Genomic DNA, 26597 nt, shown 5'->3' with positions numbered 1-26597 from the left:
GGGAGGCCGACGTCCACACCGAAGTTGGCCGACAATTCCGCGCACCCTCCTCCCTTCCTGTCGGACAACTCCCCTACGGTGGCGGAGTGACGTCGCCTTGGTCGGAGGGACAGGTCGCATCGGTCGCCCCCGATGCCGGCTCGCTCGCTGCCGCCGGAAAGCTGTCGGCCGCGTGGTCGCAGACGGGCAGCAACGGCAACGCACTGTGGGGACTGTGCCAGGGCAGCGGCAAGAGCCCCTATCGATCGGTCGTCGACCTCTCCGGCCCTGCGTACAACTGCTCGTGCCCGAGCCGGAAGTTTCCCTGCAAACACACGCTCGGCCTGCTGCTGATCTGGTCGCAGGGCCGGGTCCCGGAGCAGTCCGAACCGCCCCCGTTCGCGGCGGACTGGCTGAGCCGCAGGGCCGGGCGGGCAGCCGTGCCTGCGGCTGCGGCCACCAAAACGGCCGGTGTGAAGGCCACCGAACGCCGGGCCGAGCGGGTGACGGCGGGCCTCGACGAACTCGACCTGTGGCTCACCGACCAGATCCGCGGCGGGCTCGGCGCCGCCGACATCTCGCCAGCCGCGTTCGACGCCATCGCGGCCCGCATGGTCGACGCGCAGGCGCCCGGCGTCGCGTCCGCCTTGCGTCGCCTGCCGATCGTCGTGGCCACCCAGGCCGACTGGCCGGACCGGCTACTCCGCGAGTACGCCAGACTGCACCTTCTCGTCGTCGCCCACCGCCGTCTGAGCGAACTACCGGAACCCCTGCAGGCGTCGGTGCGCTCGCACGTGGGATACCCGGTGGCCACCGACAGCGTGCGCAGCGAGCCGGGAGTCCGCGACCGGTGGATGGTCCTGGGGATGCAGACCACCGAAGAGAAACGCCTCTTCACCCGCAAGGTGTGGTTGATCGGCCGCGACCACGGTCGCCGCGCGATCCTCCTGGACTTCGCGCACGGCTCCGCGAACTTCTCGACAGAGGTCCCGCCGCTCGGATCGCTCGTCGACGCCACCCTGCACTTCTACCCCGGCGCCGCGCCGCTGCGCGCCCGGTTCGGCGACGCCCACGACACCGCCGAACCGTTCACCACCGTCGCTCCGAGCGACATCGACACCGCTCTCGACCACTTCGCCGCCGCGGTCGGAGCGGACCCGTGGGTCCGGTCGTGGCCGGCGCTGCTCACCGGCGTCACCCCGGCAATCGACGACGGGCACTGGTTTCTCGTCGACGCGCAGGGGCGCGCATTGCCGCTGTCCGGCGACGACCCGGTCCTGTGGCGGCTCCTCGGAATGTCCGGCGGCCGTCCCGTCACCGTGTTCGGGGAGTGGACCAGCGAGTCACTTGTTCCCGTGTCGGTGTTCGATCGCGGCGACGTGTACCCGCTCGGGGCAGGCACGCCCTCGGCCGTGGCGGCGGGGAGCCGGCGATGAGCGAACTCCTCTCCGCCGCCCTTCTCGGCACGGCACGGTCCGCCCCGACGTTCCAGGATCTGGCCACCGGCGAACTGGCACAGTCGGTCATCGGTGATCCGGCCGAGACTCTGCTGGGCGCCGCCGCGCTCGAGAACGCGTACCGCGACGGCGGAGTCGCCGCCTCCGCGCACGTGCTGCCCGCACCCGCCGAGGACGATCCGAGGCTGCAGTTGCCGCCCGCGTCCGCGTCGCATCTGATGAAGTTGCTCGCCGCCAAGTCGTGGACGCTCACCGAGTGGTTCGCGGTCGTGGCCGAGCGGAACTACCGCGCGCCGGATCATCTCGTCGCCGACTTGATGGCCGTGGCCCGCAGCAACGACACCCACCGCGAAAGCATCCTCCGGCTGGTGGGCCCCCGCGGCCAGTGGCTCGCCGCGCAGAACCCGGACTGGTCGACGCTGGTCCGCCGGCCCGACCGCACCGACGTGTGGACGCACGGCGCACACCAGGAACGACTGCAATGGCTCACGACGATGCGGGCAGTGGACCCGGCGATCGCGATGGCCGAACTGAGCCGCACCTGGGATTCCGAACGGGGCGAGCACCGGGCGGCGTTCATCGCCGTCCTCGGCACGGGGCTCGGCGACGCCGACTCCGCATTGCTCGAGCACGCGCTCGACGACCGGCGGAAAGAGGTGCGCCAGCAAGCGGTCCAGTTGCTGCGGCAGCTGCCGAACTCCGCATACGCCGAGCGGATGGCCGCTCGCGCCCGGGCATGGGTGCGGGTGGAGAAGAAGCCGCTGCGCACCCGCCTCGTGGTGAACATGCCCGGCTCCCTGGACGATTCGGCCCGGCGCGACGGCATCGAGGACGTCCACTTCAAGAACAAGGGAATCCGCAGCTGGTGGTTGCGGATGGTGGTGACCGCCGCCCCCTTGTCGGTGTGGGAAGGCATGATCGGCTCCGCCTCCACCGCGTTGGAGATCCGGATCGAAGACCAGTGGCGGGAGGTGATGATGGAGGCGTGGACCACGGCCACCGTGCTGCAGCGCAATCCGCGCTGGGCGTCGGCTCTGCTACACCGCGAAGGTCGGAAAACCGAACGTCGCGTCGTACCGATCGTTCCCGCCCGCGAACGCCTCGCATACATCCTGTCGGGTCGCGCCGACTCCTACCTGCTGGGCGTCGACGGCGCCGCCCTGTTCGACGGTCTGCCCCACCCCTGGCCGCTCGACCTGGCCGAGCGGGTGATCGCTCGCCTCGAGGACGTCGCCGGGCGGCACGCCGAGACCGGCAAGGACCTCGGGCAGTTCTCCCGGCACAGCCACTACTCGACCCTCCGCAGCGCCGAGACGCACTTCCCGTTCGCGGCGGCGCCGCTGCTCCGAGCGGCCGCCGAACGCACCCGTGACCCCGGCTGGCACCAGGCGTTCGCCGCTGTCGCCACCAACATCGACCATCGCAGAACAGTCCTGAAGGAGCTCGAGTGACCGAGATCGCGGCCGCCCAGGCCCACCTGCTACGACCCCACGCCGAGCAGGCCTACGCCGACGAACTCGCCGCCCTCGCCGCGCACGACACCCGGCCCCGGCCACCGTCGTGGAAATTGTCTCCGTGGGCGGTCGTCACGTACCTGCTCGGCGGCGAACTCGACGACGGCACCGTCATCTCCCCCAAGTACGTCGGTCCGCGCCGGCTCATCGAAGTGGCAGTCGCGACGCTCGCGACCGATCGCGCGTTGCTTCTGCTCGGCGTCCCCGGGACCGCCAAGACGTGGGTGTCCGAACACCTGTCGGCGGCGGTCTCCGGCGAGTCGACCCTGCTCGTCCAGGGAACGTCGGGGACACCGGAGGAGGCCATCCGGTACGGCTGGAACTATGCGAGGCTTCTCGCCGAAGGCCCGACAGCGGGCGCACTCGTTCCGTCCCCCGTCATGACGGCAATGCAGGGCGGGCGGATCGCACGGGTCGAGGAACTCACCCGCATTCCCGCCGATGTGCAGGACGCACTCATCACCGTGCTGTCGGAGAAGACGCTCCCCATCCCCGAACTGGGCACCGAGGTGCAGGCCGCCAAGGGTTTCAACCTGATCGCCACCGCGAACGACCGCGACCGCGGCGTCAACGAACTGTCCTCCGCGCTGCGCAGGCGCTTCAACACGGTGGTCCTGCCCCTGCCCGCCAACGAGGAGGACGAAGTCGCCATCGTCGCGCGGCGCGTCGAGCAACTGGGGTCCTCGCTGGAACTGCCGGAGGTCCCGGCGACCGTCGACGAGATCCGGCGCGTGGTCACCGTCTTCCGCGAACTCCGATCGGGCGTCACCAGCGACGGTCGCACCACACTGAAGTCGCCGTCCGGAACGCTGTCGACGGCGGAGGCGATCTCCGTCGTCACCAACGGACTCGCCCTCGCCGCGCACTTCGGTGACGGGGTGCTCCGTCCGTCCGACGTCGCCGCCGGCATCCTCGGGTCCGTGCTGAAGGACCCGGTGGCCGACAAAGTGGTGTGGACGGAATACCTCGAGGCCGTGGTCCGCGAACGGGAGGACTGGGCCGACTTCTACCGGGCGTGCCGCGAGGTCACGGGGTGAACTCCGACGTCCGTGTCTTCGGCATCCGCCACCACGGGCCCGGTTCGGCACGATCGGTGCGTCGCGCGCTCGACGAGTTCGTCCCCGACGCCGTCCTGATCGAAGGGCCCGCGGACGCCGATCCGCTGGTCGCGCTGACCGCCTCCGACACGATGGAGCCTCCGGTGGCCCTGCTCGCGTATGCCACCGGCGAACCCAGGACCGCGGCGTTCTGGCCGTTCGCCGTGTTCTCCCCGGAGTGGCAGGCGCTGTCGTGGGCGGCTGGGCGCGGTGTCGACGTCCGCTTCTGCGACCTTCCTGCCGCCAACACCCTCGCCGCCGACGACTCCGAGCCCCGTTCCGAGGATCCGCTGACCCAGTTGGCCGCCGCGGCGGGCTACGACGACACCGAACGCTGGTGGGACGCCGTCGTCGAATCGGGTTCGGGGCCCGACTCGTTCGACGCGATCACCGACGCCATGACCGCCCTGCGGGACACCGTCGAACTCGACGAACCCACCAGCAGGCGCGAGGCGTACATGCGCCAGACGCTGCGGAAGGTGATCAAGGGCGGCGCGCAGCGGATCGCGGTGGTGTGCGGCGCGTGGCACGCCCCGGCACTCACCGGACCTCTCGGACCGGCCACCGCCGACGCGCGAATCCTCAAGGGAATCCCCAAGATCAAGACCTCGCTCACGTGGGTGCCGTGGACCCACTCGCGGCTGTCCGCGGCATCGGGATACGGCGCCGGGATCACCTCTCCCGGCTGGTATCACCACCTGTTCACCGCCCCGGACCGGACGATCACCCGATGGCTCACGAAGGTCGCGCGCGTGCTGCGGGACGAGGACCTTCCGGTGTCGAGTGCACACGTCATCGAATCCGTCCGTCTCGCAGAGACGTTGGCTGCGATGCGCGCGCGGCCGCTGGCCGGTCTCTCCGAGGTCACCGAGGCCACCCGCGCCGTGATGTGCGACGGCGACGACGTCCTGCTCGACCTGATCACGCGGCGACTCGTCGTCGGTGAGGCACTCGGCGCCGTCCCGGCCGACACCCCGACGGTCCCCCTCGACGCCGACCTGCGGGCGCGGGCGAAGACTCTGCGGCTCAAGCAGCAGGCCACCGAGAAGACCATCGACCTCGACCTGCGCAGAGACAACGACGTCGCACGATCCCGGCTCCTGCACCGGTTGCAGATCCTCGGTGTCGGCTGGGGCACGCCTGCCGACAGCGACGTCCGTGGCACCGGCACGTTCCGTGAGACGTGGTCCCTCACCTGGAAACCCGAACTGGCGGTGTCGATCATCGAGGCGTCGCTGTGGGGCACCACCGTCGAGGCCGCGGCGACAGCGAAGGTGCGCGAGGAGGCGTCGTCCCGTGACGTCTCCCTCGCCCGGCTCACCGGGCTGCTCGAGCAGGCACTGCTGTCGGATCTCGGGGATGCGCTGGCCGAGTTGTTGCGTGCGCTGGAGACGGCGGCCACGCTCGACCACGATGTGATGCACCTGATGGAGGCCCTGCCCGCGCTCACCCGCACACTGCGTTACGGCGACGTCCGCGGCACCGACGTCTCGTCCCTCACCCGCGTCACCGACAGCCTGCTCGTCCGCGTCTGCGCGGGACTGCCCTCGGCGCTGTCGGGTCTGGACGACGACAGCGCACTCGACCTGCGCCGCGCCGTCGACGACGTCCACGCGGCGGTGATGCTGCGCGACGACGATCGCGCGTCGGCGCGGTGGCTCGGCACACTCGCCGGCCTCGTCGACCGCAGCGACGTGAACGGCCTCGTGATCGGACGCATGGTCCGATTGCTCCGCGACGCAGGTGCCGTCAGCGAAACCGAGTCCACCACCCGACTGTCGCGGGCGCTGTCCGTCGGCGCCGATCCGTCCGCCAAGGCGGGGTGGGTCGACGGCTTCCTCGGCGGCGGGGGGCTGCTGCTGGTCCACGACCGGCAACTGCTGCGACTCCTCGACGGATGGGTGTCGGGACTGCGCGAGCAGGACTTCGTCGACGTGCTGCCACTGCTGCGGCGCACGTTCGGCGGGTTCGAAACCGGGGAACGCCGGGCGATCGGGCAGTCCGTGGAGGGCGGGTCCACGGCAGATGCCCGCGCCGAGGTCGACGCTCGGCGGGGCACGATCGCGATCCGGACCGTCGCGGACATTCTGGGGGTGACGTCGTGACCGACGACGCGGAGAGGCTACGGCGGTGGCGACTGCTGCTCGGCAACGCCGCCGAGGAATCCACCGGCGGTCTCGCGTCCAAGACGGACGCGGCGATGGACGGCGCTCTGGCAGCCCTGTACGACACCAGCAGCGAAGGGTCGAAGAGCCGCCGTCGCGGCGCGGGTCTCGGCGGATCGGCGCCGAAGGTCGCGCGCTGGCTCGGCGACATCCGCACCTATTTCCCGAGCAGCGTCGTGCAGGTGATGCAGAAGGACGCCATCGACCGGCTCGGCCTCACCCAGCTGCTCCTCGAACCCGAGCTGCTCGACGCCGTCGAACCGGACGTCCACCTCGTCGGCACGCTGCTGAGCCTGAACCGGGTGATGCCCGAGACCAGCAAGGCCACCGCCCGGATGGTCGTCGAGAAAGTCGTCCGGGAGGTGGAGGAACGGATCGCGCAGAAGACCAGGACCGCCGTCACCGGTGCCCTGAACCGGTCGGCCCGCATCACCAACCCCAAGTACCGCGACATCGACTGGAATCGCACCATCCGCGCCAACCTCGCGCACTACCTCCCCGAGTACAAGACGGTGGTACCGCAGCGACTGCTCGGGTACGGCCGCCGATCGCAGGCCGTGCACCGCGACGTCGTCCTCGCCATCGACCAGTCCGGGTCGATGGCGTCGAGCGTCGTGTATGCGTCCGTGTTCGGCGCGGTGCTCGCCTCGATGCGCGCACTGAAGACGTCGCTGGTCGTGTTCGACACGGCAGTCGTCGACCTCACCGACAAGCTGTCCGATCCCGTCGACGTGCTGTTCGGCACGCAACTCGGAGGCGGCACCGACATCAACCGGGCCATCGCCTACAGCCAGTCACTGATCGACAGGCCGACCGAATCGCTGTTCGTGCTGATCTCGGACCTGTACGAGGGCGGGATCCGCGCGGAGATGCTGCGGCGGATGGCGGCGATGAAGAACGCGGGCGTCCAGGTGGTGGTTCTGCTGGCGCTGTCCGACGACGGCGCCCCGTCGTTCGACCACGACAACGCGGCGGCCCTGGGTGGGCTCGGCATTCCGGCGTTCGCGTGCACCCCGGACAGGTTCCCGGCACTGCTGGCGCTCGCACTGGAACGCGGCGACATCGGCAGGTGGGCGGACAGTCTCCAGACGGAATGACCGGTGGTCAGCCGGCAGCCATCCGGCGGTCGCTGTGCAGTTCGGGGTGCGCGTCGGCGCGGATCCTGAGCAGGACCAGGCCGGAGACCGACGCGACGATCAGCGATGCGACCGTCCACGGGACGTGCAGTTCGGAGATCCCGACTCCCGCACCGACGAGTCCCACGAAAAGCAGGCTCCACATGATCGCTTTGACTGGACCGGACCCCATGGCAATGCTCCTTCACCGAGATTACGTACATCCCCCGTGAGTTCTGGTGTGCGCGCAGAACGTTAGCCGCGTCACACTGGGGTCCCTGTGCGACACGTCGAAAACGCGTGTTCCGATACCAATCCGAGACCTGGACCCGTGAGTACTTCTCAACCGCGGGCGGTTGAGAAGTACTCACGGGCGCGGCTAGATGATGCTGATGGTGCCCTGGGTTGTCGCCGACGCGAGCACCCGCAGGTGGTCGTCGGACCCGCCGAGGGTGTGCTCGATGGCGGTCAGCCGGCTCAAATAGTGCCCGACCGGATACTCGGCCGTCATGCCGATGCCGCCGTGCATCTGAATCGCTTCCTGCCCGATCGTGCGGGCGGAGCGGCCGATCTGCAGCTTGGCACGGGACGCGACCACCGGATCGACGGTTCCGTCGGCCAGCGACATCGTCGCGTAGAGACTCATGCTGCGAGCCAGTTCCAGCAGCACATACATGTCGGCCGCACGGTGCGTGAGCGTCTGGAACTTCGCGATCGGAACACCGAACTGCTTGCGGGTCTTCAGGTACTCGGTGGTCAGTCGCAGAGCTTCCTCCATCGCGCCGACGGCCTCCGCACACAGTGCCGCCTGCGCCCGGATCTGCGCGCCCTCGATCGCCGACGACGCGTCACCGCCCTCACCGAGAGGCTCAGCCGGGGTGTCCGACAATTCGACCTGCGCGGCCCGCAGACCGTCGTGGGTCGCGTAGGCGGTGCGGGTCAGTCCGCTGGCGTCGGCGTCGACGAGGAACAGTCCGACCCCACCGTCCGGGACTGCCGCCGTCACGACCAGGGTGTTCGCGCTGCCGCCGTGCGGAACGGGGTTCTTGGTACCGGTGAGGGTCCACGCGTCGCCGTCCTTCTTCGCGGTCGTCGACACCTGGGTGGACGGCCAGCGCACACCCGGTTCCCGATCGGCGAAGGCCAGCAGGACGTTGCCCTCCGACACGTCCGGCAGAATCCGGCGCCGCTGCTCCGCGCTGCCGGCCGCGGCGATCAGGCCGCCGGGAACGAGCACGGCGTCGAGGACGGGTTCGGGCGCGAGACGGCGGCCGATCTCCGTCATCACCGACGCGACCTCGACAGGTCCGGCGCCCATTCCGCCGTCTTCCTCGTCGAAGCTCAGACCCAGCAGTCCGACCTCGGCGAGTTGCTTCCACACCTGCGGGCTCCACCCCTGCTCGGTGTCGGTGACGGCGTTACGCTTCTCCGCGTCGTAGCTGCGGCCGAGCAGTTCGCGGGTGGTGTCGCGCAGCAGTTTCTGTTCGTCGGTCAGTTCGAAGTCCATGTCACGCCCTCACAATCCGAGGATCGAGGAGGCGATGATGCTGCGCTGCACTTCGCTCGATCCGCTGTAGATGGAAACCTTGCGGCAGTTCAGGTAGGTCGGAGCCGTCCGCTGCGCCCAGAGCGGCGAGGAGATGCCGTCACCGGCGGCGAAGGGCAGGGAGTCGGGTCCCGCGACGTCGGTCAGCAGTTCGAGTGTGGCCTGCTGCAGTTCGGACCCGCGGAGCTTCAGCAGCGACGACGCCGGGTTGGGCTTGCCGTCTGCCGAGCTCGCGACCACCCGCAATTGGGTGAGTTCGAGCGCGATGATCTCGTTCTCCAGTTCCGCGATCCGGGCGGCGAACAGCGGGTCGTCGAGCAGCGTCCCCTCGCCGACCGAGATGTCGGCGGCGCGTTCCTTCGCCTGCGCGAGGCGGACTTTGGAGAATCCCAGCCGGGTCACGCCGGTGCGCTCGTTGCCGAGCAGGAACTTGGCGTAGCTCCAGCCCTGGTTCTCCTCGCCCACGAGGTTCTCGGCCGGCACGCGCACGTCCTCGAAGAAGATCTCGTTGACCTCGTAGCCTCCGTCGATCAGCTTGATCGGACGCACCGTGACGCCGGGCGTCTTCATGTCGACGAGGATGAACGAGATGCCGGCCTGCTTCTTGGGGGCGTCCGGGTTGGTGCGGGCGAGGACGAAGATCCAGTCGGCGTGCTGCGCGAGGGTGGTCCACGTCTTCTGGCCGTTGATCACGTAGTCGTCGCCGTCACGGATGGCGCGGGTCTTCAGCGACGCAAGGTCGGAGCCGGCCTCGGGTTCGGAGAATCCCTGGCACCACCAGATGTCGAGGTTGGCGGTCGCGGGAAGGAACTTCTCCTTCTGCTCCTGCGAACCGAATGCCGCGATGACGGGGCCGACCATGCTGGTGTTGAACGCGAGCGGCTCGGGCACGGACGCGAGTTGCAACTCGTCGAGCCAGATGTGCTTCTGCACCGGCGTCCAGTCGCGGCCGCCCCACTCGACCGGCCAGTGCGGCGTCGCGAGCCCGTTGGCGTTCAGAATCCGCTGGGACTCGATGAACCCTTCCTTCCCCACTTCTTCACCACGCGCATACCGCTCGCGGATCTCCGCCGGAATCTGCGTGGTGAAGAACGTTCGCATCTCGTCGCGGAACGCCAGCTCCTCGTCGGTCAAGGCCAGATTCATCGGAATTCCTTCGCACTTGAGGTCGGATTCATGTTCTGGTCCCGACGGTACTCCACAGTGCGGCTCCGCCGCCCGTGAGTACTTGTTAACCGCCCGCGGTTTGTTGAGTCTGGGGACATGTGAGACAGATGATGTCTACCCAGATGTGAGACACGCTGCCGTCGACGAGGTGTGAGGCACCTGACTGGTCGTGAACTTGGTTCATGACCGGAACGGATGCCGTCATGGACCTGCTACACGCCCTGCTGGTGCTCGCCCACGCCACCGGCGCCGACATGTTCGACGGGAACTTCGCCCGCTGGTGCGCCGACCACGGGATCTCCCGCGCCACCGCCTACCGACACAAGAAACGGATCGAGGAGGAGGGCCGGTGGACCACCCGGTCCCGCCGCCCACCTCCTGCCCACACGCCACCCCACTACCGGTCGAGATCGAAATCGTCCGGCTTCGCCTGAACCTGCCCCACCACGAGCGCGGCGCCGACACCATCGCCTACCACCTGCAGGCCGTCGCCGACAAACACCACTGGGCCGCCGAGGGCTGGACCATCCCGTCCCGGGCCACGATCAACACGATCCTCTCCCGCTACGACCTGGTGATCCCGGAACCGAAGAAACGCCCGAAATCGTCGTACCGCCGGTTCTGCTACCGCAACCCCCGCGACTGCTACCAGATCGACGCCACCCAGGTCCGGTTGGCCACCGGCGAGAAGGTCGTCGTCTTCGAGGTCCTCGACGACTGCACCCGCACCCTGGTCGCCACCCGGGTCGCGGACGCCGAAACCGCCGCCGGGGCGATCGCGGCGATCACCGCCGCGTTCACCGGCTTCGGGATCCCGGCGTTGGTGCTCGCCGACAACGGCAGCGCGTTCACCTCCCGCCGCACCAAGGGCGGCATCTCCGGCTTCACCCGGGTCGTGGAGCAGGCCGGGGCCCGGCTGATCCACTCCACCCCGTATCACCCGCAGACCTGCGGGAAGGTCGAACGCCACCACCGCACCTTCAAGCAATGGTTGGCCGCACGGCCCACCACCGCGGCCACCACCACCGAACTGCAGCAACTGTGCGAGACCTACCAGCGGTTCTACAACACCGAACGCCCGCACAGCGCCGTCAAGATGCCACCGCTGCAGGCCTGGCGGAATGCGGCGATCCACGGTGGGCCACAGCACCTTCCGATCCAACACGACGCCACCGTGCACGCCCTCGTCGTCTCCTCCACCGGCACCGTGTGCGTCGACTCCCGCGCCCGCCTGAGCGTCGGCCGAAAGATGGCCGGACAGACCGTCACCCTGCTGCGCGACGACGACCACGTCACCGCCTACACCACCGACGGCGACGTGATCGGCCACCTACACCTCGACCACACCAAGCGCTACCAAGGCAAACTCCGCCCCGCCTAAAATCTGTCTCACATCTACGTAGACACCCGTGTCTCACATCTACGTAGACAGCACAAACCGCCCGCGGTTAACAAGTACTCACGGGTCAGGCGGTGCGAAGGACGAGCAGATACGCACCACCGGCGGCGTCGATCTGCGTCTCGACGTTCAGTTCCGGTGCGAGGCGGGACAACCTGTCGAGCAACCACTCCGCCGCGTCCTCGGCGTCCGATTTGCCCGGGCACCGTGCCACCGCCACCCGTCCGCCCTTGCGGCCGAGTTGTTCGACCACACCGATGATCGGGGCGGGGTCGACGACGAACAATCGGTCGGGCCACGGCACGACCGGCTTGACGGCACCCTTCTTGGTGTTGCACGCGCGGTGAGCGAGCCGTTCGACGCCACCCTTCGCCTTGGCCTTCTTCGCGGTGACGATGCTGTCGATACTGGGGCCGCGCGGATCGTTGACCGACATGTCGGGGTCCACCGGTTCGTCACACAGCCAGCAACGCCACGACTCGCGGTCGCCGACCTCTCGAAGAGTACTCATGGGCGACAACGCTACCCGCGCGCCTGCACCGGATCGAAGCCGGAAATCAGCCAGTTGTCGCCGGACTTGGTGAGCTCGACGGTGATGCTCGTCGCCGTCACCGCCGGTTCCGGTTTCGCGGCGCTGGTGGTGGTCTGGTTGACGAACAGCAGCACCGTCGCCGTGTCGGCCGCGACCTCGACCGGACCGGACGCGGCCACCGTCGCCTGGGTGGCCACCTGGCTCTCCTTGGCCGCCGGGACGACGACGTCCGTCGTGAACTGTGTGTAGTAGTCGAGGAACTCACCCGTCAGGCGTTCCTTCGCGGCGCCGACGTCGCTCTCGACCGTGTCCGGCGTGTACGACAGCAGGGCGATCGCGCCCTGCGAGGCGGTGTCGGTCACGGTGGCGCGGACGGTGTCGTCGACGCGCTGGTCGGGCCGGTAGAGCGTGACGTACAGAACCCCCGCCAGCACGGCCGCGACCACGGTGAGCGCGCCCAGGATGAGGAGGAGTCTGCGCGATTTCGGCGATGCGTCGGTACTCACTGCACGAACCCTGCCTTCACGATCTTGTACGTGCCGTCCTCGAGTTGCATCGTCACCCGCATCCGCTGCCCGCGCGGTTCCTCGGCGGCGCCGCCCGCGTTGGACACCTTCTGCGCGACCGCGACGAGCACGTCCGCGGAATCGCCGTTCTGCGCCTCGATCGCGGCCTGGCGCACCTCCCCCTGGGACTTGACCTTGGCCTCCTGCATGACCGCGATGAGGTCGTGGGACCGGGCTTCGAATTCGTCGCGGAATTCTCCGGCCGAGCCGTCGAGCACCTTCTGCACGTCTTCGTCGGCCCGCTCGAAGTCCATCGTCGTCAGATTCACGACGCCCTGGCGCGCCGCATCGAGGATCTCGGATCTCTCCTGCGCCTCCTGCTCCGCCTGCCGGTGCGTGTAGCCGAAATAGCCGGCGACCGCGAGGAACGCGAGCGCGAGGACGGCGAGAACCACCACACCCGCGGTGACGGCCGGCGTCCGGGCCTGGGGGACGGCATCCTCACCGGTGGGCTCTTCCGCCATGGGGTTCCTTCCGTCGTGCCGTACCTGTGTTACCTGCATCACGTCAGATGCTACCGGGCAGTCATATCAAATATTTTTCGGTGCCTCCCGTCGCCAGATCCGCGGGCGGAAAGGCGCGTGGGAGACCCCGCGTACGGTCGGTGATCATTACTGTTGGAGAGAAGGCAGGCGACTCGAAGGGGATCCACGATGACCAGCGATTCAGGCGCACGCAGCCGCGTGCAGTTCGGTGCCGGGGCGACGCCCGAACTCGTCAGTTCCGAGGGACGGACCATCATCGCGGACGCCGTGGTCGCCAAGATCGCCGGTATCGCCACCCGTGAGATCAACGGCGTCTACGACGTGGGCGGCGGCACCGCACGCGCTGTCGGCGCTCTCCGCGATCGAATCCCCGGCGCCCGCGTCAACCACGCCCAGGGCGTCGCCGTCGAAGTCGGCGAGAAGCAGGCCGCCATCGACATCGGCATCGTCGCGGAATACGGCGTCGCACTGCACGAACTCGCGGTCGGTATCCGGCGCAACGTCATCGCGGCCGTCGAGCGCATGACCGGGCTCGAAGTGACCGAAGTGAACATCACCGTCTTCGACGTCATGTTGTTCGACGAATCCGAGGCAGCGTCCGAGCTCGACGGCAAACCGAGGGTGCAGTGACCGGACCACTTCCACCGGACACCCACGCCGAGGACATCTCCGAACGCATCGTCGCCGCCGTCCTCGCGACCCCCGGAGTGGCAGCGATGCACGGCGGCGCGTTCGGTGAAGTCGCGACCTACCTGCCCGGACGCCGGGTGACCGGGGTGACCGTCGGCCCCACGTCCTGTGCCGTCCACCTCGCGGCTCGCTACCCCGCCAATGTCGTCGACACCGCCGAAAGAGTGCGGGCCGCAGTGGAATCGCTGGTGGACGTCCCCGTCGACGTGACCATCGAAGATCTCCTGACAGAGACAGGACAAGCTCAATGAACAGCACAATCACAGGCCTGATCGTCGGGTTACTTCTCGCCATCGCCGGCATCCTCGGTGGTTTCAGCGGGTTCGTCTTCGCCGTCCTCCTCGGAGCGCTGGGCATGGCCGTCGGCGCGCACCGCGACGGCCACCTCGATCTCGGCGCCATCCTCCGAAGCCGCGGCCGTGGCTGAACCCTTCACCGCACCCCCCGCCGGTCCTCACGACGACGCGGCGCTCGACGACACCGCCCTGCGCGGCGAACTGGTCATCAAGGAGCGCGCTGTCGTCAAGATCGCCGTCGCCGCAGCGCTCCAGGTACCCGGCGTCGTCAAGCAGTCCGGCGGGCTGTCCCGCCTGACGGGCCGGGAACTCCCCCGCGCCGACGTCTCCACGGGAGCGGGTGCCGTCGCGATCAACCTGTACATCGCGGTGCAGTGGCCGTGCCACCTCGACCTCGTCAACCGCCGGCTCCGCGCGCAGGTGCACCGTCAGGTCGAGCAGATGACGGGCATGCCGGTCATCGAACTCAACATCGTGGTCGTCGGAACGGAATCGGCAGCACCCGAAGACAGTTCGACCGAAAGCCGCTATTCCGAACAAGGCGACCCGGCCGCACCGCCCGCCCCGGTGGCGCCCATCCGGCCACGCACGCCGCGCGCGACCCCGGCCGCTGTGCCCGCCGCAATCATCGTCGCAGTCGGAGCCCTCGGTCTCGCGGTCGTCGCGGCGCGTGAGCTGCTCATCATGCGCGGCACCTTCGCGAACGCACCCTGGATCCGCAACACCGTGCAATGGCTGGGCCGGCTGCACTGGTCCGAGTGGATCGTCCCCGTCGCGGCAGGCGCGATCGTCCTGGGGGTCGTGTTCATCGTCGCGGCTCTCAAACCGCGGCCGCGCACCCACCTGCCGCTCGCGGTGGGTGACACCCCGATCGTCTGGTTGCGCCCCACCGACCTCGCCCGCAACTCCAGCAGCCACGCCAAGACCGTCCCCGGGGTGCTGTCGGCGCACACGACGGTCGACCGCAAACACGTCACCGTCCGCGTGGTGCGCACCGAGTCGACACCCGCCGGGGACGTGGCCATCTCCGTCCGCGAGGCGGTGGAACCGACGCTGTCGCTGCTCGGCACGTCACCCGAACTCCGAGTACAGGTGAAGCCGTGAGACATCGGACCGCCGCCGTCAACCGGGTGATCGTCCTGCTCGTCGGGCTCGCGCTTCTCGGATTCGGCACCTATGCCATGGCCTGGGACCTGCAGGTCCCGATCGTCCGCGAATGGGTGTCGCGGTACGACCGCGCGCGCGTCACCGCACTCCCCGACCAGGACTGGTGGGGCTGGGCACTCGCCGCGACGGTCGTCGTCGGTCTGGTCTTCGGGATCGTGCTCCTCGCCCTGGACCTCACCCGGCGCCGGACGTCCCCCGTCGCCGTACCGGATCGCGAATCGGGCACCTACGTCACCGTCGACCTCGGCTCCCTCGCCAACGGGGTCGCCAGCGAACTCGCCCAGTACCCCGGGGTCCGGCAGACACGCGCTCGCGCCGTCATCGAACGTGGACTCCCCACCCTGTCGATCGTCGTGACCGCCGACCCCACCCTCGACATCTACGACTTCACCCGAAAATCCGAGGACGTCGCATCCTGGGTCGCATCGACCCTCGGCGGTGAAGAGGTCGCCACCCAGGTCCTGCTCCACCTCGACCGCGCCGACCACCCGGTGCACGTCGAAAACTGACACGGGGCGCTCCGGGTCTCGGTAGGTTCGTGGCCATGGAGTACGTGGTGTTCTACGCGACCGACCCGACCACCGCCGCCCGGATTCCGGAGATCTATCCACGGCATCGGGAGTACCTGGACGCGTTCGCCGCGGAAGGTGGGCTCCTCGGTATCGGACCGTTCGACGACCCGGCGAGCAACGGTTCCATGGCGGTCTTCAGCAGCCGCGAGCGGGCGGAGCAATTCATCGCCCGCGACCCGTTCGTCCTCGAAGGCATCGCGCATCCCAGCGACATCCGAGAATGGGATGCGTTGAACTACCGCTGAGTGACACCCCGAAGACGCCAATGGCGCCCACCCCGCAGGGTGAGCGCCATTGACGTTGGTGGAGTTAGATCACTTGTTGATCTTCGTGACCTTGCCGGCGCCGACGGTACGGCCGCCTTCGCGGATCGCGAAGCGCAGGCCCTCGTCCATGGCGACGGGCTGGATCAGCTTGACGGACATCTCGGTGTTGTCACCGGGCATGACCATCTCGGTGCCCTCGGGCAGCGTCACAACGCCCGTCACGTCCGTGGTACGGAAGTAGAACTGCGGACGGTAGTTGTTGAAGAACGGCGTGTGGCGGCCGCCCTCGTCCTTGGACAGGATGTACGCCTGGCCCTCGAACTCGGTGTGCGGGGTGGTGGTGCCGGGCTTGACGACAACCTGTCCACGCTCGACATCTTCGCGCTTGATACCACGAACCAGCAGACCGACGTTGTCACCGGCCTGGCCCGAGTCGAGGAGCTTGCGGAACATCTCGATACCCGTGACCGTGGTCTTGGTCTTGGTTTCCTTGATGCCGACGATCTCGACGTCCTCGTTGACGTTGATCACGCCACGCTCGATACGACCGGTGACGACGGTGCCACGACCGGTGATCGTGAAGACGTCCTCGACGGGCATGAGGAAGGGCTTCTCGGTCTCGCGGACCGGGTCCGGGATGGACTCGTCGACCGCAGCCATGAGCTCGAGGATGTTCTTGGTCCACTCCGGGTCGCCCTCGAGCGCCTTGAGTGCGGAGACCTTGACAACCGGAGCGTCCTCGTCGAACTCCTGCGCAGCGAGGAGCTCACGGACCTCCATCTCGACGAGCTCGATGATCTCGTCGTCGTCCACCATGTCGGCCTTGTTCAGGGCGACGAGGATGTACGGCACGCCGACCTGGCGGGCGAGCAGCACGTGCTCACGCGTCTGGGGCATCGGGCCGTCGGTGGCCGCGACCACGAGGATGGCGCCGTCCATCTGCGCCGCACCGGTGATCATGTTCTTGATGTAGTCGGCGTGACCGGGAGCATCGACGTGCGCGTAGTGGCGCTTCTCGGTCTGGTACTCAACATGCGAGATGTTGATCGTGATACCGCGAGCCTTCTCCTCAGGAGCCTTGTCGATCTCGTCGAAGGCCGAGGCCTCGTTGAGATCCGGGTACGCGTCGTGCAGAACCTTGGTGATGGCCGCGGTCAGCGTGGTCTTGCCGTGGTCGACGTGACCGATGGTGCCGATGTTCACGTGCGGCTTCGTCCGCTCGAACTTCGCCTTCGCCACTGTGTGTCCTCCTGGACTGATTGATGCTTGCGGTATGCAGCAGTGCGGTTGTTATTACTGGGTCGTGCTTCGGCCGGCTGGAACCGAGGTTACTCGCCGGTCGCCTTGGCGATGATTTCCTTCGAGACGTTCGCGGGAACCTCTGCGTAGGAATCGAACACCATGGAGAAGTTCGCCCGGCCCTGGGTCTTCGACCGCAGATCACCGATGTAACCAAACATCTCCGAGAGCGGAACCAGCGCCTTCACGACACGGGCACCACTGCGTTCCTCCATGGCCTGGATCTGGCCACGGCGGGAGTTCAGGTCGCCGATCACATCACCCATGTACTCCTCGGGTGTGGTGACCTCGACAGCCATGAGCGGCTCGAGAATGACCGGGCCGGCCTTGCGGGCGGCTTCCTTCAGCGCCTGCGAACCGGCAACCTTGAAGGCCATTTCCGACGAGTCGACGTCGTGGTATGCACCGTCGAGCAGCGACAGCTTCAGGTTCACCAGCGGGTAGCCGGCGAGAACGCCGTACTGCATCGCGTCCTGCGCGCCTGCATCCACGGACGGGATGTACTCGCGCGGGATGCGACCGCCGGAGACCTTGTTCTCGAACTCGTAGGTGGCACCGTCTTCGCCGACGAACGGCTCCAGCGCGATGATCACCTTGGCGAACTGGCCCGATCCACCCGTCTGCTTCTTGTGGGTGTAGTCGTGCTTCTCGACCTTCTTGGTGATGGTCTCGCGGTAGGCAACCTGCGGCTTGCCGACGTTGGCCTCGACCTTGAACTCGCGACGCATACGGTCGACGAGGATGTCGAGGTGGAGCTCGCCCATGCCGCCGATGACGGTCTGGCCGGTCTCCTCGTCGAGCTCGACGGAGAACGTCGGGTCCTCTTCGGCGAGCTTCTGGATCGCGGTGCCCAGCTTCTCCTGGTCGGACTTGGTCTTGGGCTCGATCGAGACCTGGATGACCGGGTCCGGGAAGCTCATGGACTCGAGCACGATCGGCGCGTCCTGTGCACACAGGGTGTCACCGGTCGTGGTGTCCTTCAGACCGATCATCGCGTAGATGTGGCCGGCCACGGCCTCGTCGACCGGGTTCTCCTTGTTGGCGTGCATCTGGAAGAGCTTTCCGATGCGCTCCTTCTTGCCCTTGGTCGCGTTCATGACCTGGGCGCCCGGATCGATCCGGCCGGAGTACACGCGGACGAACGTCAGCTTGCCGAAGAACGGGTGCGAAGCGATCTTGAAGGCCAGAGCCGAGAACGGCTCTTCCTTGCTCGGCTTACGCGTGAGGATCTCTTCTTCGTTGCCCAGGGCGTGACCCTGGACCTCGCCGATGTCCAGCGGGTTCGGCAGGTAGTCGATGACCGCGTCGAGCATGGGCTGAACGCCCTTGTTCTTGAACGCGGAACCACACAGCACCGGGTACAGCTCGGAGTTGACCGTCATCTTGCGGATGGCGCCCTTGATCTCCTCGACGGAGAGCTCCTCGCCGGCGAAGTACTTCTCCATGAGCTTCTCGTCGGACTCGGCGACCGTCTCGAGCAGCTTCTCGCGGTACTCGGCAGCCTTGTCGGCGAGATCGGCCGGGATCTCCTCGATGGTGGGCTCGGCGCCGATGGCGACCGTGCCACGCCAGGTGACAGCCTTCATCTCGACCAGGTCGACGACGCCGTCGAAGTCGTCCTCGGCGCCGATCGGCAGCTGGAGAACGAGCGGCTTCGCGCCGAGGCGGTCGATGATGGTCTGGACCGTGAAGTAGAAGTCCGCGCCCATCTTGTCCATCTTGTTGACGAAACAGATGCGCGGAACGTCGTACTTGGCGGCCTGACGCCACACCTGCTCCGACTGGGGCTCGACGCCCTCTTTGCCGTCGAACACTGCGACGGCGCCGTCGAGCACGCGGAGCGAACGCTCCACCTCGACGGTGAAGTCGACGTGGCCCGGCGTGTCGATGATGTTGATCTGGTTGTTGTTCCAGAAGCAGGTCACCGCGGCAGAGGTGATCGTGATGCCGCGTTCCTTCTCCTGTTCCATCCAGTCCGTGGTCGAGGCACCGTCGTGCGTCTCACCGATCTTGTAGTTGACACCGGTGTAGAACAGGATGCGCTCGGTGGTCGTGGTCTTGCCGGCATCGATGTGCGCCATGATGCCGATGTTGCGGACCTTGTTCAGGTCGGTCAGCACTTCCTGTGCCACAGGATTCTTCCCCGCTCGTAGCTCGTGTATCGGGTGTCGGCCTCCCCGGTGTTCCACCAGCGGGGCCATTGTCTCGAGTTGTAGATCAGCCGGTCCCCGGTAGGGGCCCGACGTGCGACGACGCCGGAGCAGTCACGGTGGGTGACTGCTCCGACGTGACGTCACCAGCGGTAGTGGGCGAATGCCTTGTTGGCTTCGGCCATCTTGTGAGTGTCCTCACGGCGCTTCACAGCGGCACCCAAGCCGTTGCTGGCATCGAGGAGCTCGTTGGCGAGACGCTCGACCATGGTCTTTTCGCGGCGCTGCCGGGAGAAGGTCACGAGCCAGCGGAGCGCGAGGGTGGTGGAGCGGCCCGGACGGACCTCGACCGGCACCTGGTAGGTGGCGCCACCGACACGGCGGCTGCGGACCTCGAGGGCGGGCTTGACGTTGTCCAGTGCGCGCTTGAGGGTGACGACCGGATCGGTGCCGGTCTTCTCGCGCGCCTGCTCGAGTGCTTCGTAGACGATGCGCTCGGCGGTGGACTTCTTGCCGTCCAGGAGAATCTTGTTGACGAGCTGCGTCACCAGGGGCGAACCGTAGACCGGGTCGTTGATGAGCGGACGCTTCGGAGCGGGGCCCTTACGTGGCATTAGCTCTTCTCCTTCTTGGCGCCGTAGCGGCTGCGGGCCTGCTTGCGGCCCTTGACACCCTGGGTGTCGAGCGAGCCGCGGATGATCTTGTAGCGCACACCGGGGAGGTCCTTCACACGACCACCGCGGACGAGCACCATCGAGTGCTCCTGCAGGTTGTGACCCTCGCCCGGGATGTAAGCGGTGACCTCGACGGAGCTGGTCAAGCGCACACGCGCGACCTTACGGAGCGCCGAGTTCGGCTTCTTCGGGGTGGTGGTGTACACGCGGGTGCACACGCCACGACGCTGCGGGCTGCCCTTGAGGGCTGCCGTCTTGACCTTCGCGGTCTTGTCGCGGCGGCCCTTGCGGACCAGCTGGTTGATGGTTGGCATTTACCGGCTTTCTTCGTGTTGAACAGACTGCTCTGGACAAGCAACCTTGGCTGTTCTGAAATTAGGGATCTAGCAGTTGGGGCAAGAGAGCTGCTGCCCCTCACCCGCACCTCGAGCTGCACCCGAGGTCGGGTGTGTCGCATACCCCCACACAGGCAGCCGGATGCTCGTTCCATGCAGAAATCTGCACGAACGCGCGCACGGCAATACCTCGCTAGGCACACAGATCGGCCCGGGCATGCCGGACACGACCCACAACGATACCCGGCGGCGCGCCGGAAGGTCAAAGTGGGCTGGCAATGGTAAGGGCTGACCTGCGATGTGGGGTACTGCTCGGACCTGTCGGTACGGGCACGGGCACATCAACTACTCAGATTGAGCGTCAGATCCGCAAGCGTCGATGCCGCCTCGCACGGGTCTGCCGCCCCCGTCTGGAACTGTACCCACCAGCCGACGACGCCCGCGGAGGGCGATCCGACCGTCACTCCGCACGCCCCCGGATCACCGGGGGGACGCATCACGACGGCCTTGCGACCCTGGATCGTGGAGGACTCGACGGTGTATCCGAGTTTCTCGCCGGTCGACCTCTCCGTGTCGAGCGAACCCGTCTCGAACCAGTTGAACGTCACCTTCACGGGACCGTTGGCGCCGACCGCGTCCCAGCGGCAGATCGCGCCGAAGAAGCCCCGTTCGATGGCGTCGGCGCCGACGGTCTGGGCGATCTGTTCGTCGGCGACGGCGTTGCACTCCTCGAGCAGGGCCGTGAACTGTTCGGTGTCACCGGACGAGGACGCCCCTTCGGCGCGGGGCGAGCCCTCGATCGCCGACCCGCACCCCGCGATCAGCCCGACCGCGGTGGCCGCGGCCAGCACCCGCACTGCACGCCACGTCCCGCCGCTCATCACTCCCCCGCTCACTTGGCCCTCGACACGCTGAGTTCGGCGAGATCACGCGCCACCTTGCACGGGTCCGCCGCGGGTTGCGCGTCCGCGTACATCACCGACCAGTGGACGAAGTCGCCGCCGAACTCCACACCGAGTTCGCACAGAATTCCTTCGGACGATGCAATGAATCCAGGATGCCCCTGGATGTCGATGTCGGTGGCCGGCCTGCCGATCAGCTCGGAACCCGCCCGCTCGCGGCCGATGGGACTGCCGCGGTACCAGGAGAACGTCACGCTGGGACCGCCTATTCCCGCGGTTTCCCATTCGCAGCCGACGGAATTACGCGTCACCCCGGTGAAGGGTGGCATCCCGAACGCCTTCGCCACCTCGTCGTCGGTGACCGAACCGCACTGACCGAAGAACGGGCCCGGATCGGTCACCTGCGGGAGTTGCTGCGCGGCGGGTTCGGTACCGGAATCGTCTCCGTCTCCCCCACAGCCGGCCAGACCGGCCGCGACGGTGATCAGGACGAGCGCTCCCCATTTCCGGCCCATGGTCGGTGACTCTACCGATCCCCGCGCTCTTTGCCCGGTCAGTCGAGAACGGCCACGTCGAGGCTCCGCGGCTCCGCCAACTCACCGTTCCGCGGTAGTGCCGCATCCAGCTGCGCCGCCCACTGCCGCACGATCTCCGCCCGTCGTTTGGAGTCGTCCGTGAGCACGTCGGCCAGGCCTAGTCCGCGGGCGAGATCGAGGGTGGCCTGGACGAGCCGGTGCGCCACCGGATCGGCGTCGTCGAACCCGAAGTGTTCGACGGCGGTGCGATGCGCGATCCGCCCGAACCGTTCCTCGAGCGGCACGATCCGGGCCCGGAGTTCGGGGTCGGCGGCGGCGGCCGTCCACACCTGCAGCGCCGCCTTGAACAGGGTGCCCGTGTAGTAGTCGACGAGCCGCGACACCACGGCCTCGGTGCGTCCCTCCCCGGTCGGCAGGTCGGTGGCCTCACGGCGGGCCTGCTCCATCCGGGCGTCGAACATGACCTCGAGCGCCGCGGTGATGAGGTCCTCGCGGGTGGGGAAATGGTGCTGGGTCGCGCCGCGGGACACGCCGGCCCGCTGGGCGACGAGGCTCACCGTGGTGGCACCCCAGCCCAGCTCGGCGAGGCAGTCGATGGTGACCTCGAGGAGGTGCCCGCGCGTGACCCGGCTACGGTCCTGCTTCGGTTCGCGGGTCATGTGTCACTTCCTCTCGTCGCGCTGCGCACCCGTGAGCGGGTGACGAGTCCTGGGACTCGTCAACCACGCACGGGGCCGGAGGCCCATCTGGGCGGCCGCTTCTGCAGAAACGCCATCATGCCTTCCCGCGCCTCCTCGGATTCGAACAGCCTCGCCGACTGGGCGGTCAGCTCGTCGGTGTAGCGGTCGAAATCGGCGAGCACGCTCCGGGTCGTGAGGGTCTTCGACTCGGCCAGACCCTGCGGCGACGCCTGCCGCAACTGGTCGAGCAATTCCTCGACGGTGTCCTCGGGATCCTCGGCGGACTCACTGATCAGCCCGATGGCCTCCGCCTCGTGGGCGCCGAACTTCTCACCCGTGAGGAGGTAGCGGCTCGCGGCGCGCGAATCGATCCGGGGCAGCACCGTCAACGAGATGATCGACGCGGCGAGTCCGAGCCGGACCTCGGTGAGCGCGAACGTGCTGCGCGGGCCGGCGACGGCGATGTCGCAGGCGCCGACCAATCCCATGCCCCCGGCCCTGACGTGACCGTCGATCCGGGCGATCACCGGCTTGGGCAGTTCGACGATGGCCCGCAGCAGTGCGGCCATCTGCCGGGTACGCGACCCCACGTCGCCGGACGTCTCACTCAGATCCGCCCCGGCGCAGAACGTGCTGCCGGTGTGGGTGAGGACGACGCCGCGGACGTCGTTGTCCGCGGCGGCGTCCCGCAATCCCTGCAGCAGTTCGTGCACGAGCCTGCCGGAGATCGCGTTCCTGTTGTGAGGCGAATCGAGGGTGAGGGTGGCGAACCCCCGATTCGCGTCGTACCGGACGTACCGGTCGGCTTCCACGTCGGTCATGTGCTGTCCGTTCGACATCAGTACGATTTCGGCAGCCCGAGCGAGTGCTGGGAGACGAAGTTGAGGATCATTTCGCGGCTCACCGGCGCCACGCGGGCGATGCGTGCCGCACCGAGCATCGCCGCGAGACCGTATTCCTTGGTCAGGCCTGCGCCGCCGTGCGTCTGGACGGCCTGGTCGAGTGCCTTGATGCTGGCCTCGGCGGCGGCGTACTTGGCCATGTTGGCTGCCTCGGCGGCGCCGAAGTCGTCGCCGCTGTCGTAGAGGACGGCCGCCTTCTGCATCATCAGCTTGGCGAGTTCGAGTTCGATCTTGATCTGCGCCAGCGGATGCGAGATGCCCTGGTGCGCGCCGATCGGTTCCTTCCACACCGTGCGTTCCTTCGCAAACCGCACCGCGGCGTCCAGCGCGTAGCGGCCCATGCCGATCGCCATGGCGGCGCCGAGGATGCGTTCGGGGTTGAGACCCGCGAACAGCTGCATCAACGCCGCGTCGGCCTCGCCGACGAGCGCGTCGGCGGGCAACCGGACGTCGTCGAGGAACAGCATGAACTGGTGGTCGGGCTCGACGATGTCCATCTCCATCGGCGTCTTCACGAAGTTCTCGGCGTCGGTGGGGACGATGAACAGCGCAGGCTTCAGCTTGCCGGTCTTCGAGTCCTCGGTCCGCGCGACGATGAGGACGGCATCGGCCTGGTCCACCCCGGAGATGTAGATCTTGTTCCCCGTCAGCAGCCACTCCTCGCCGTCTCGACGAGCGGTGGTCGTGATCTGGTGCGAGTTCGAACCCGCGTCGGCCTCGGTGATGCCGAACGCCATGATCTTCGAACCGTCGGCGAGGCCGGGGAGCCAGGTCTGCTTCTGCTCCTCGGTGCCGTACTTGCCGATGATCGTGCCGCAGATGGCCGGTGACACGACCACCAGCAGGAGGCCGGCGCCGTGGGCCGCGAGTTCTTCCTGCACGAGGGCGAGTTCGTAGATGCCCGCGCCGCCGCCCCCGTATTCCTCGGGGAGATTGACTCCGAGGAAGCCGAGTTTGCCCGCCTCGTTCCACAATTCGGTCAGCGGTTCGCTGCGCCGAGCCCGGGGCAGCACGTAGTCGACGTAGTTGAACCGCTCGCCGAGCCTCGACACGGAGGCACGGAGTTCCTTCTGTTCTTCGGTCTCGATGAAGCTCATGATTCTCCTTCGGGCTGCGCTGCTTCGACTACTGCCAGGACCGTTCCCACGTCGACCTGCTGACCGGCGGTCACGGACAGTTCGGTGAGGACACCGGAGGCCGGTGCCTTGATCGTGTGTTCCATCTTCATCGCCTCGAGCCACACGATCGGCTGACCGGCGGTCACGGTGTCGCCGACCTCGGCGCCGAGGCGGATGACAGCACCCGGCATCGGCGCGAGCAGCGACCCCTCGGCGACGACGGCGCTCGGATCGGTGAATCGCGGTGCGGCGTGCAGACCCACCGGGCCCAGGGCAGAGTCGACGAACACGTCGTCCCCGTACCGGGACACCTCGAACGAGCGACGCAGCCCCGCGACGTCGAGTACGACGTGGCGCGCCCTGGCCGACACGAGCGCGACGTCGTCGAAGCCGTCGGCCTTCAGCCCGTACCGGGTGAGCAGGTACCGGATCTCGATGTCACCGCCTCCGCCCGTGAACGTCTTGCTCTGCGGCGCGGACGCCAGGTTCCGCCATCCGCTGGGGAGCGTCGAGTCGACCGTCGCGACGTCACGGTTGTGCGCGGCGTCCGCGAGTGCGGCGGCCAGCGCCGACAGTCGCTCGGTGTCGGCCGAGGCCAGCGGCCGCGCCAGCACGTCCAGCCCGTGGGTGTCGAAGAAGGCGGTGTCCGTGTCGCCGGCGAGGAATGCCGGGTGGCGGAGCACGTTGACCAGGAGGTCGCGGTTGGTGCGCAGTCCGTGGACCTGCGCGCGGCTCAGGGCCGCGGCCAGCCGGGTGGCCGCCTGCGTGCGGGTGGGCGCGAACGAGATGACCTTCGCGAGCATCGGGTCGTAGTGCACGCCGACGGTGGATCCGTCGACCACGCCGGAGTCCAGGCGAATCCCCGGGGAGCGCAGGACGTCGAATTCGACCGCGTTCCCGGGCAGGTCCAGACGGTGGACCGGTCCGCTCTGCGGCTGCCAGTTCTGCGCCGGATCCTCCGCGTACAGCCGGACCTCGATGGAATGACCGGACACGGCGGGCGATTCGGCATCGAGCGCCTGCCCGGACGCCACCTGCAGTTGCAGGTCCACGAGGTCGAGGCCGGTGGTGCATTCGGTGACCGGGTGTTCCACCTGCAGCCGGGTGTTCATCTCGAGGAAGAAGAAGTTCCCGTCGTCCAGGTCGTCTCCCCCTCGCTCCGCTCGACCGGAAGCCAGGAACTCGACCGTCCCCGCGCCCTCGTAGTCGATGGCCTTCGCCGCGAGCCGGGCGGCCTCGAACAGTCGCTCGCGCATCCCGGGGACGGCCTCGACCAACGGTGACGGCGCCTCTTCCACCACCTTCTGGTGCCGCCGCTGGATGGAGCATTCACGCTCCCCCACCGCCCAGACGGTTCCGTGCCGGTCGGCCATCACCTGGACCTCGATGTGCCTGCCCGTTTCCAGGTAGCGCTCGCAGAACACGGTCGGGTCGCCGAAGGCCGATTGCGCTTCGCGGCGGGCGCCTTCCAGCTGTTCCGGGAGGTCCGCGAGCTCACGCACGACGCGCATGCCGCGTCCGCCGCCGCCTGCGGACGCCTTGACGAGCACCGGCAGGTCCGCTTCGGTGACGGCGCCCGGGTCGAGTTCGGCCAGCACCGGAACTCCGGCGGCGGCCATCAACTTCTTGGACTCCACCTTCGAACCCATCATCTCGATGGCGGGCGCGGGCGGCCCGATCCACGTGAGCCCCGCGTCGTGGACGGCGCGCGCGAAGTCCGCGTTCTCGGAGAGGAACCCGTAGCCGGGGTGGATGGCATCGGCGCCGGCGAGCAGTGCCGCCTCGATGACGAGGTCACCGCGCAGGTAGGTGTCGGCGGGACTGTTGCCCGGCAACCGGACCGCGGTGTCGGCCTCGGTGACGTGCGGGCTGAGAGCGTCGGCGTCCGAGTACACGGCGACGGTCCCGATGCCTGCGCGGCGGCAGGTGGCGAAGACGCGGCAGGCGATCTCACCGCGATTGGCAACCAGTACGGACTGGATCATGTC

29 protein-coding genes are annotated in these 26597 nt (G+C 68.0%); 13 read left to right on the top strand and 16 right to left on the bottom strand.

Annotation, left to right across the window (positions count from 1 at the left end):
• Positions 1-86: 86 nt before the first annotated feature.
• From WKC72_RS13460 to WKC72_RS13440, 5 genes are read left to right on the top strand one after another with little or no spacing between them, the layout of a single operon-like run.
• Positions 87-1415 (top strand): SWIM zinc finger family protein, encoded by a 1329-nt coding sequence (locus tag WKC72_RS13460; RefSeq protein WP_370182900.1) that lies wholly within the window; start codon positions 87-89, stop codon positions 1413-1415.
• Positions 1412-2887: a DUF5691 domain-containing protein gene (locus WKC72_RS13455; protein ID WP_128641608.1), complete on the top strand. Its 1476-nt coding sequence runs from the start codon at positions 1412-1414 to the stop codon at positions 2885-2887. The genes WKC72_RS13460 and WKC72_RS13455 overlap by 4 nt, the downstream gene beginning before the upstream one ends.
• Positions 2884-3987 carry an AAA family ATPase gene (locus WKC72_RS13450; protein ID WP_037238549.1) on the top strand — a complete coding sequence of 368 codons (1104 nt, stop codon included), beginning with the start codon at positions 2884-2886 and terminating at the stop codon, positions 3985-3987. The genes WKC72_RS13455 and WKC72_RS13450 overlap by 4 nt, the downstream gene beginning before the upstream one ends.
• Positions 3984-6152 (top strand): DUF5682 family protein, encoded by a 2169-nt coding sequence (locus WKC72_RS13445; protein ID WP_174484710.1) that lies wholly within the window; start codon positions 3984-3986, stop codon positions 6150-6152. The genes WKC72_RS13450 and WKC72_RS13445 overlap by 4 nt, the downstream gene beginning before the upstream one ends.
• Positions 6149-7309 (top strand): VWA domain-containing protein, encoded by a 1161-nt coding sequence (locus tag WKC72_RS13440; protein WP_370182898.1) that lies wholly within the window; start codon positions 6149-6151, stop codon positions 7307-7309. The genes WKC72_RS13445 and WKC72_RS13440 overlap by 4 nt, the downstream gene beginning before the upstream one ends.
• A gap of 7 nt (positions 7310-7316) precedes the next feature.
• Here the strand turns inward: WKC72_RS13440 and WKC72_RS13435 are convergent, their stop codons facing one another.
• From WKC72_RS13435 to WKC72_RS13425, 3 genes are all read right to left on the bottom strand, one after another.
• Positions 7317-7520, bottom strand: coding sequence for a hypothetical protein (locus tag WKC72_RS13435; protein WP_005252231.1), 204 nt, complete (start codon positions 7518-7520; stop codon positions 7317-7319).
• Between the two features lie 186 nt (positions 7521-7706).
• Positions 7707-8834, bottom strand: coding sequence for an acyl-CoA dehydrogenase family protein (locus WKC72_RS13430; RefSeq protein ID WP_370182896.1), 1128 nt, complete (start codon positions 8832-8834; stop codon positions 7707-7709).
• A gap of 9 nt (positions 8835-8843) precedes the next feature.
• Positions 8844-10019: an acyl-CoA dehydrogenase family protein gene (locus WKC72_RS13425; protein ID WP_370182895.1), complete on the bottom strand. Its 1176-nt coding sequence runs from the start codon at positions 10017-10019 to the stop codon at positions 8844-8846.
• Between the two features lie 203 nt (positions 10020-10222).
• On the opposite strand from WKC72_RS13425, the gene WKC72_RS13420 reads away from it, so the two are divergent.
• Complete coding sequence (locus tag WKC72_RS13420) at positions 10223-10474, top strand: hypothetical protein (RefSeq protein ID WP_370180731.1); 252 nt, start codon at positions 10223-10225, stop codon at positions 10472-10474.
• Entirely contained in the window at positions 10390-11421 is a 1032-nt protein-coding gene (locus WKC72_RS13415) for a DDE-type integrase/transposase/recombinase (RefSeq protein ID WP_370180730.1), read from the top strand. The genes WKC72_RS13420 and WKC72_RS13415 overlap by 85 nt, the downstream gene beginning before the upstream one ends.
• A gap of 85 nt (positions 11422-11506) precedes the next feature.
• Here the strand turns inward: WKC72_RS13415 and WKC72_RS13410 are convergent, their stop codons facing one another.
• Genes WKC72_RS13410 through WKC72_RS13400 form a run of 3 tightly spaced genes read right to left on the bottom strand, consistent with a single transcriptional unit; the run spans position 11507 to position 13001 of the window.
• On the bottom strand, positions 11507-11950 hold the full coding sequence (locus tag WKC72_RS13410; RefSeq protein ID WP_200887788.1) for a hypothetical protein: 444 nt from the start codon (positions 11948-11950) through the stop codon (positions 11507-11509).
• Positions 11951-11961: 11 nt separating this feature from the next.
• Entirely contained in the window at positions 11962-12477 is a 516-nt protein-coding gene (locus WKC72_RS13405; RefSeq protein ID WP_112301825.1) for a twin-arginine translocation pathway signal, read from the bottom strand.
• On the bottom strand, positions 12474-13001 hold the full coding sequence (locus WKC72_RS13400; protein ID WP_370182894.1) for a hypothetical protein: 528 nt from the start codon (positions 12999-13001) through the stop codon (positions 12474-12476). The genes WKC72_RS13405 and WKC72_RS13400 overlap by 4 nt, the downstream gene beginning before the upstream one ends.
• A gap of 189 nt (positions 13002-13190) precedes the next feature.
• On the opposite strand from WKC72_RS13400, the gene WKC72_RS13395 reads away from it, so the two are divergent.
• From WKC72_RS13395 to WKC72_RS13370, 6 genes are read left to right on the top strand one after another with little or no spacing between them, the layout of a single operon-like run.
• Positions 13191-13652, top strand: a complete 462-nt coding sequence (locus WKC72_RS13395) for an Asp23/Gls24 family envelope stress response protein (RefSeq protein ID WP_005252221.1) — start codon at positions 13191-13193, stop codon at positions 13650-13652.
• Positions 13649-13963, top strand: coding sequence for an Asp23/Gls24 family envelope stress response protein (locus WKC72_RS13390; RefSeq protein ID WP_005252220.1), 315 nt, complete (start codon positions 13649-13651; stop codon positions 13961-13963). The genes WKC72_RS13395 and WKC72_RS13390 overlap by 4 nt, the downstream gene beginning before the upstream one ends.
• A complete protein-coding gene (locus WKC72_RS13385; RefSeq protein WP_005252219.1) occupies positions 13960-14139 on the top strand; it encodes a hypothetical protein in 180 nt (59 codons plus the stop codon). The genes WKC72_RS13390 and WKC72_RS13385 overlap by 4 nt, the downstream gene beginning before the upstream one ends.
• Positions 14132-15112, top strand: coding sequence for a DUF6286 domain-containing Asp23/Gls24 family envelope stress response protein (locus WKC72_RS13380; protein WP_112301823.1), 981 nt, complete (start codon positions 14132-14134; stop codon positions 15110-15112). The genes WKC72_RS13385 and WKC72_RS13380 overlap by 8 nt, the downstream gene beginning before the upstream one ends.
• The gene (locus WKC72_RS13375; protein WP_370182892.1) at positions 15109-15684 is read left to right on the top strand and encodes a hypothetical protein; all 576 of its coding nucleotides are present in this window, start codon (positions 15109-15111) and stop codon (positions 15682-15684) included. The genes WKC72_RS13380 and WKC72_RS13375 overlap by 4 nt, the downstream gene beginning before the upstream one ends.
• 35 nt (positions 15685-15719) lie before the next feature.
• The gene (locus WKC72_RS13370; RefSeq protein WP_009474622.1) at positions 15720-15992 is read left to right on the top strand and encodes a YciI family protein; all 273 of its coding nucleotides are present in this window, start codon (positions 15720-15722) and stop codon (positions 15990-15992) included.
• Between the two features lie 69 nt (positions 15993-16061).
• Here WKC72_RS13370 and tuf read toward each other — a convergent pair whose 3' ends face one another.
• The 10 genes from tuf to WKC72_RS13320 all read right to left on the bottom strand — a co-directional run bounded on the left by tuf (position 16062) and on the right by WKC72_RS13320 (position 26594).
• On the bottom strand, positions 16062-17252 hold the full coding sequence (tuf, locus tag WKC72_RS13365) for an elongation factor Tu (RefSeq protein WP_005252203.1): 1191 nt from the start codon (positions 17250-17252) through the stop codon (positions 16062-16064).
• Between the two features lie 89 nt (positions 17253-17341).
• The gene (fusA, locus tag WKC72_RS13360) at positions 17342-19444 is read right to left on the bottom strand and encodes an elongation factor G (protein WP_005258137.1); all 2103 of its coding nucleotides are present in this window, start codon (positions 19442-19444) and stop codon (positions 17342-17344) included.
• A gap of 161 nt (positions 19445-19605) precedes the next feature.
• Entirely contained in the window at positions 19606-20076 is a 471-nt protein-coding gene (rpsG, locus tag WKC72_RS13355; RefSeq protein WP_005252199.1) for a 30S ribosomal protein S7, read from the bottom strand.
• Entirely contained in the window at positions 20076-20450 is a 375-nt protein-coding gene (gene rpsL, locus WKC72_RS13350) for a 30S ribosomal protein S12 (RefSeq protein WP_005252198.1), read from the bottom strand. Before rpsL ends, rpsG begins: the two co-directional genes overlap by 1 nt.
• Before the next feature lie 362 nt (positions 20451-20812).
• Positions 20813-21352 carry a DUF3558 domain-containing protein gene (locus WKC72_RS13345; RefSeq protein WP_128641600.1) on the bottom strand — a complete coding sequence of 180 codons (540 nt, stop codon included), beginning with the start codon at positions 21350-21352 and terminating at the stop codon, positions 20813-20815.
• Positions 21353-21363: 11 nt separating this feature from the next.
• On the bottom strand, positions 21364-21888 hold the full coding sequence (locus WKC72_RS13340; RefSeq protein ID WP_037233592.1) for a DUF3558 domain-containing protein: 525 nt from the start codon (positions 21886-21888) through the stop codon (positions 21364-21366).
• A gap of 38 nt (positions 21889-21926) precedes the next feature.
• Positions 21927-22568 carry a TetR/AcrR family transcriptional regulator gene (locus WKC72_RS13335; RefSeq protein WP_128641599.1) on the bottom strand — a complete coding sequence of 214 codons (642 nt, stop codon included), beginning with the start codon at positions 22566-22568 and terminating at the stop codon, positions 21927-21929.
• Between the two features lie 59 nt (positions 22569-22627).
• Entirely contained in the window at positions 22628-23428 is an 801-nt protein-coding gene (locus WKC72_RS13330) for an enoyl-CoA hydratase family protein (RefSeq protein ID WP_268789765.1), read from the bottom strand.
• A complete protein-coding gene (locus WKC72_RS13325; protein ID WP_037233587.1) occupies positions 23428-24588 on the bottom strand; it encodes an acyl-CoA dehydrogenase family protein in 1161 nt (386 codons plus the stop codon). The genes WKC72_RS13330 and WKC72_RS13325 overlap by 1 nt, the downstream gene beginning before the upstream one ends.
• Entirely contained in the window at positions 24585-26594 is a 2010-nt protein-coding gene (locus tag WKC72_RS13320; protein ID WP_370182888.1) for a biotin carboxylase N-terminal domain-containing protein, read from the bottom strand. Before WKC72_RS13320 ends, WKC72_RS13325 begins: the two co-directional genes overlap by 4 nt.
• Between the last annotated feature and the right edge of the window lie 3 nt (positions 26595-26597).

Origin of the sequence: Rhodococcus wratislaviensis (genome assembly GCF_041228765.1) — a bacterium.
Classification (GTDB): Bacteria; Actinomycetota; Actinomycetes; order Mycobacteriales; family Mycobacteriaceae; genus Rhodococcus_F; species Rhodococcus_F wratislaviensis.
The sequence above is the reverse complement of the archived record's forward strand: the minus strand, read 5'-3'. Positions and strand labels throughout refer to the sequence as shown.